Genomic DNA, 5838 nt, shown 5'->3' on the forward strand with positions numbered 1-5838 from the left:
TCCGGGGGGTGGGCGGCCTCGGCGCCAGATGCGGCTTGGGCAGGGCGCCCGGTCGGCGGGCTTGGCGCGGGCCTGCCCCCATCCGGGGAGGTGAGCGCGGCGGGCCGCGGCGGACTTCGCCCTCCTCGTGGAACCCGGGGATCCATTCGCCCTCATTCTCGGTCTCGCCGGGGAAGGGGATCGTCTCGAACTGATCGATGTTGGCCATGGCGCAACCTCGTCCGGTGCGGCTGCGAGCCCGTGCGGGCGAGCCGGGTCAGAAGGGAGTGGGTGGCGGGCAGAACCCGCCGTGGAGGCCGGAGCGTTCGGCCGCGCGAGCGGCTCCCGGGGGCACGTCAGCGGGCGCGCTGAAGCGCGAGCCGCTTGCGCAGGTGCACGGAGGGCGGCGTGAAGTCGACGCCCTCGGGGTTGCTGAGATCCGCGCCCGTCACGGCGCGGTAGGCATGGATGTAGCTTTGGATCTCCGGGCGCCAGTAACGAGCCCAGTTCTTGGCCGCGTTCTCGTCGTTGATGCCGATCCAGTCGCTCCAGCGCACCGAGAGCAGGATCTGCTCGCCATAGACGCCGAGGTCGCGGAAATGCGTCACCGTGACGTCGGACCAGCCCTGAAGGGACTTCATCGTGTCGACAGCGGGCATCCAGCGCTCGGTATAGGGCACCATGGGCCGGCTCTGGAGGAAGTCGCGCATCTCCGGGCGCGCCAGGATCCATTGCTGCATCAGCATCTCGACCCGCGCCGTCCAGGGCAGGTCGCCGAACTGGTTGTGGGCGCCCTGGGCCAGGAGGAGATGGACCTCCTTGAGCGAGTTGAGCAGGGGATAGCCGTCGGCGATCACCGTCGTGTCGCTGTCCTCCTTGTAGAAGACGTAGGTGCGGTGCAGGAGGTTGTGGAACGCCTCCAGGAACTTGGAGCGGCTGTCGGCGGGGCGCAGGCCCGGCACGGCGCGGCCGTAGATCGGCAGCCCGTACTGGTGATCGTACTCGTAGGCCCGGCGCTGGACCGAGAGGCGGTTCCACTCGTCCTGGATGTAGCCCCACAGCACGCCGTTGAGGGGCCGCAGCGGATCGATCTCGAGATGCGCGAGCGGGTCGCGCCCGCCCGGCGCCCGCACGTTCTGGAAGCGTCGGCTGATCGCGTTGAGGGTCTGCACGAGCATGCCCTCCTCGTGCCAGTACGACCAGAACAGCTCGACGAGGCAGGGCGCGTCGATGCGCGAGGCGATGAGGCCGTGGCACAGGAGACCGCGGCTGGTCCCGTCGCGGTCCGAGAAGGCCGTGTCGATGATCCGCTGGATGTAGGGCAGGCGGCCGCTCGACAGGTCGAGGTAGCCCTTGATCCGTGACGAGAGCTCCTCGGGGCTGACATACTCGCCGAGCCGGGAGCCGTCCTCGTCCGCCGTGTCGCGGAACGCGTCGGGTTCGAGGGCGACGCCGCAATTCATCAGCAGGAACACCTGCGTGGCGGTCCTCAGCATCTCGTAGGCGTTGACCCCGCCCACGAAGGCATCGGCCTGACGGGACCGTTGGCGCAGCTCCGTGAGCCGCGCCTGCTGCGGTCCGCCGAGGGAATTGTCGCTGCAGAACACGCGGTCGATGAACTGGAAGTACCGGCTGCTCGACATCGCCTGGGCGGAGGCCCGGATCGCGTTGTTGACGACCGCATCCCGGGTCATCACGGTGCCGGTCCGCTGAAGCGCCACCCGCACGACCTCGCCGGGCGGCCGCGGCGTCGCGGGCGGCTCGATCAGCGCTCTGGCCGCGAACCTGCTGTCGCCGCGGAAGTAGAGCGGCTCGCCCCGTTGCGTGGTGAGGGAGAGCGTGATCGGCACGGGTTGCGCGGGCATCGGGAGGAAGAAGACTTCGGTCTCCACCGGCGAGGTCACGAAGTTCGCAGGCTTGAGACCGCTCCAGACGGGCTTGAACCGGAAGGCGTCAAACCCGCCAGCGAACCCGGAATGACGGATCCGGACATAGGCGCCGCGCGGAAGTTGAAGACGCTCGCTCGCCCTCTCGTCCACGTGCGTCACCTGCAGCGCCTCATCGAGGTTCTGCACCAGGAAGATCGGAACCGCGGCGGTGAGTTCGCCGCTCTGACCGGTGGTGCGCCCCTCCGCTCGGGCTTTCACCTCCAGCATGACCGGAGCGCTGTCCCGCGGAAACGTCCAGGAGACGGTGCTCCTGATCACGCCGGTCGACGCGTCGACTTCGGCCGACTGCGAGAGAACGGAGATGTTCCTGGGAAGTGTCGGCGTGTCGAGCGTCAGAACCCAGTCGTCGGGTACGGTTCCGGGCGGCGGGGTGAACTCCACGGTGATCGGCAGCGTGTCTCCCGGTGCGACGAGCTGGTTCGGCGCCTCCTCGTTGCGGAAGAGGAAGCGGAAATTCGGTGTGGGAGGTAGTTTGGCCATCGTCATCTCCTCTCGCAGGATCTCGGTGTCAGGCGGCCAGGGCGGGCGGCATGGCGGCCTCGGCGCAGAGGGCCGTGGTGTTCACGGTTGCCCGCAGGGTCCAGAAGCTGAGCAGCTTGGCGATGAGCGCCGCCTCGTCCTCGGGGTCGAGCCGGCCGTCGGCGCGCGCTTGACCGAGCACGGCGAGGACGAGGGCCGGGCGGGCACGGTAGAGGCCCGCCGGCTCGGCGTTCCAGGCCCGCCAGAGCGCAACGAGCCGAGCGGGCTGGCGCGGCCCGAGGTCCAGCACCTCGCGCAGCGAGGCACCGCGCAGGCGGGGCGGTCGATGGTCGGCGAGCAACGCGACGAAGGCGGGGATGGCGCCCTCGACGGCATCGATCACGGCGCCGACCTGAGGCGGCACGCCTGCCCGCGGATAGTAGCCCTCCCACAGGGCGGCGAGGCGCCGCCATTGCGGGTGGGGGTAGAGCGCCTCGCCCATCGCCGCGCTGAGCTTGACGCGCAGCCACGGCATGGGATGCGGATCGTCGAGGTTGAGCCGGAAGACGAAGGGGCGCGGCAGAGCTACCACTGCCATCAGGCCCATGGTGGAGACGACCCCCACCCGTGCCACCGACCAGAGGTCGGCGACGATCTCGGAGATCCAGCGCTCCCACAATCCCCAGGCGAGGCGCTCCGCCTGGCCGCCCCGCTGCCGTTGCTGCAGCGCGGCCCGCAGCGAGGGCACGAGGTCGAGGAGCGAGGCCGCCTGATGCCCGACCTCGTGGACCAGCGACGAGGCGATGCCGCTGCCCACCATGCGCTCGCGCGGCATGCGCACGATCGCCACCGGGTTGTCGCCCCCGCCGGGCAGGCGGGTGCGGGCGCGCCGGATGGCGGCGCCGAAGTCGCGGTCGAGATAGCAGATGATCGGCGGCGGCTCGTAGACGCCCGGCAGGGCGAGGGCGTCCCCCGCCAGGACATCGAGGCCGCCGAGCCACACGCCCGTCTCCGCCTCGCTGCGCTGGGTGATGACGTCCGCGAACAGGTCGAACTGGGTCAGTACGACGTTGAAGCGCAGCCGCAGCAGCACGAAGCGGCGATGCGCCTCCTCCGGCGTGGCGGCACCCCCCGCCGGCCCGTCGATCCAGGCGAGATAGCCCCTGATGAGGGCGCGCAGCTCGCGCCGCCCCGCGACGAGGAACCGCTCGACGGCGCTCTGCGCGCGCGGCAGCAGCGCCGCCGCCGGCAGCATCGTCTCCTGGAGCGCGAAGGGCCTGATCCGCGCCAGGCGCCCGAGCAGGGCTCGGGCCTCCTGGCGCAGCATCGAGCGGGCGAGGGGCGGAAGGGCCATGGCGGCGCCCGCCTAGACGCCGAGCAGGACGATGCGGCTGCCGCGCCGGATCCAGCGGCCGGACTGGCTGCCCCCCGCGCTCGCGCCGCTGCGGCGCGCCGCGAGAAGGCCCGGGGCGTGTCTGCGCGCCGCCTCGACCGCCGCGGCCTGCGCGGCGTGGCGCGGGTCGCCGCCGCCGTCCATGGCCTGCTGCACGGTCTGGCCGGCGAGCTTGACGAATTGCGTCGCGCCGGCGAACTCCCGATCCTCCTGCGCCATCATCTCCTGCTCGAGGCCGAGCGCCGAGCCGGCGGCGGTGGCCAGTCCGCGCCCGATCATGCCGCCGAGCGGGCCGCCGACCGCCGTGCCTAGGGCGGTGCCGGCGAGAGGCAGGGCCGTCTTCGCCACGCCCTTGAGCACGCCGCCGAGGGCGCGGCCGACGGGGGAGCGGATGGCGCTGCCGACCGCCTGGCCGGCCTTGCGGATGAGCTTGCCGAGGAACTGGTCGAGCTCTTCCTCGCTCTGGACCTCGAGCAGCTCGCCGGCGAGCTCCATCATCTCCTGCTCGGAGAAGACCTCGAAGCCCCACTCGCCTTCGCCCTCGCTCTCGCCCTGGTACTCGCCGAACCAGCCCTCGTTCTGGCTGAAGGCGGCTTCGCCCTGAGGCCACTCGAACTGCTCGGATTCGAAGGTCTCGCCCTCGTGGCCGAACTCCAGCATGTTGCGGTCGATGTTGTGCATGTCTGCCTCCTGCGATGATCGCCTCACCGGCGGCGGGCGGGTGGAAAGGGAGGGCGCCCAGGCGGTGCGGGCGGGATGGCTGTCGCCCGCGCGGGTGTCGGGGCGCGGCTCGGAAGCCGCGGCAGGGAATGGGCAAGGCCCGGGGCAAGGCGCGCCGCCGCGGCGGCGAGCGCCCGGCGCGCGGCCGCATCCGGATCGGGCTCGGCGGTGCGCGCCGCGCCGCGCAAGGCTGCCTCGACGAAGCGCACGAGGCGCCGGGCGATCTGGAACTCCTGGTCCTCGCGGCTCAGGCCCTCCAGCTCCAGGCCGAGACGGGAGCCCGCGATGGCGACGAGGTAGCTGCCGAGCGTGGCGCCGAACGGCCCGTGGCGCCGGCGCGGTGGCGTGACCCGCAACGCGGCGACGATCATGGCTTCAAGCCGCTGGACCGCGGCGGCGAGTGCCGCGGGCGAACCCACCGTCCCCACCTCTCGGGCCGCTTCGCGGGCTGACTGGCGCAGGAAAGCGCGGAGGGCGGGGACGGCGCGTAACTCCAGAAGCGCCGTCGCCCGCGCCATCTCGCGCAAGGTTCCGCGGTTGTGCCGCGCCGCCGCGGAAGTCTCGCCCGCGAAGGTCTCAAGTTCCGGATCATAGGCGAGAAGGCGGCTTGCCATGGGCCAGTCTCCCGACCTTCCGCTCCGGGGACCGAGCGGTGGTCGGGAGGGCTTGCGCAAGCGGTGTGCCAAGGGACAATTTATTGATTTAAATACTATTTCGCCCGGAGAGTGCTCTTCTAGGCGAAGTGTACTTCGTCGATCGGAACCGTACCCGAAGCGACCTTCGCCGAAGTTGGCGGGGTCCCCAGCCAGGGATGTCGAGGTGACCTCAGCCTTACAGAGTACGAGGCGCTGGCCCTGGCAAAGGATCTTCTCCGGCGCGAGGGCTGCGGCGTCGCCCAGGTCGCCGCGCGGGTGGGCTATGGCTCGGCGAGCACGTTCAGCGTGGCGTTCTCCCGCCACGTGAGCTTGCCGCCGGCGGCGTATGCACGCAAGCTGGGTTTCCGCGAAGGCGCGTGATGAACCCGCAACCGGCCGGCTGACGTTCGGCGTGGAGTGTTCGTGGGAGTCGCTGCCGCCCATGAGGCCGCCGCGCTGCCGACCGGCGGCTTGCATTACCCGGCCATCGCCCGGCGTGTTGTGATACCGCCGCGCCTTCGAACGGACTCGTTCGGAGGCGCAAGGCAAGCCCGAACGGGCGCCGGCGCTGATGCGCCGGACGCCTTCGCATCGACGTGTCGATGCCAAGGCGCGAGGGTATAACAAGGCGTCAGCTATGCGCCAGGATCGCCAGCAGCAGCAGCGCGATGATGTTGGTGATCTTGATCGCCGGGTTCACCGC

The 5838-nt window shown here is 71.1% G+C and carries 5 protein-coding genes and 1 pseudogene; 1 reads left to right on the forward strand and 5 read right to left on the reverse strand.

What is annotated here, in order from left to right:
* From VQ02_RS38860 to VQ02_RS35025, 5 genes are all read right to left on the reverse strand, one after another.
* Nucleotides 1-208, reverse strand: a 208-nt coding sequence (locus tag VQ02_RS38860) for a hypothetical protein (RefSeq protein WP_048448440.1), incomplete at its 3' end; no start/stop codon positions are given.
* A gap of 127 nt (nucleotides 209-335) precedes the next feature.
* Nucleotides 336-2408, reverse strand: a complete 2073-nt coding sequence (locus VQ02_RS35020) for a hypothetical protein (protein ID WP_053080634.1) — start codon at nucleotides 2406-2408, stop codon at nucleotides 336-338.
* A gap of 28 nt (nucleotides 2409-2436) precedes the next feature.
* Nucleotides 2437-3741 (reverse strand): hypothetical protein, encoded by a 1305-nt coding sequence (locus tag VQ02_RS32695; RefSeq protein ID WP_048448441.1) that lies wholly within the window; start codon nucleotides 3739-3741, stop codon nucleotides 2437-2439.
* A gap of 12 nt (nucleotides 3742-3753) precedes the next feature.
* Nucleotides 3754-4461, reverse strand: a complete 708-nt coding sequence (locus tag VQ02_RS32700; protein ID WP_048448442.1) for a hypothetical protein — start codon at nucleotides 4459-4461, stop codon at nucleotides 3754-3756.
* A 23-nt stretch (nucleotides 4462-4484) separates the two neighbouring features.
* Nucleotides 4485-5114 carry a hypothetical protein gene (locus tag VQ02_RS35025; RefSeq protein WP_053080636.1) on the reverse strand — a complete coding sequence of 210 codons (630 nt, stop codon included), beginning with the start codon at nucleotides 5112-5114 and terminating at the stop codon, nucleotides 4485-4487.
* A 234-nt stretch (nucleotides 5115-5348) separates the two neighbouring features.
* On the opposite strand from VQ02_RS35025, the pseudogene VQ02_RS36420 reads away from it, so the two are divergent.
* Nucleotides 5349-5516 (forward strand): annotated as a pseudogene (locus VQ02_RS36420) (helix-turn-helix domain-containing protein); the annotation flags it as partial.
* Nucleotides 5517-5838: the final 322 nt, after the last annotated feature.

It is taken from the genome of Methylobacterium variabile (assembly GCF_001043975.1).
Classification (GTDB): domain Bacteria; phylum Pseudomonadota; class Alphaproteobacteria; order Rhizobiales; family Beijerinckiaceae; genus Methylobacterium; species Methylobacterium variabile.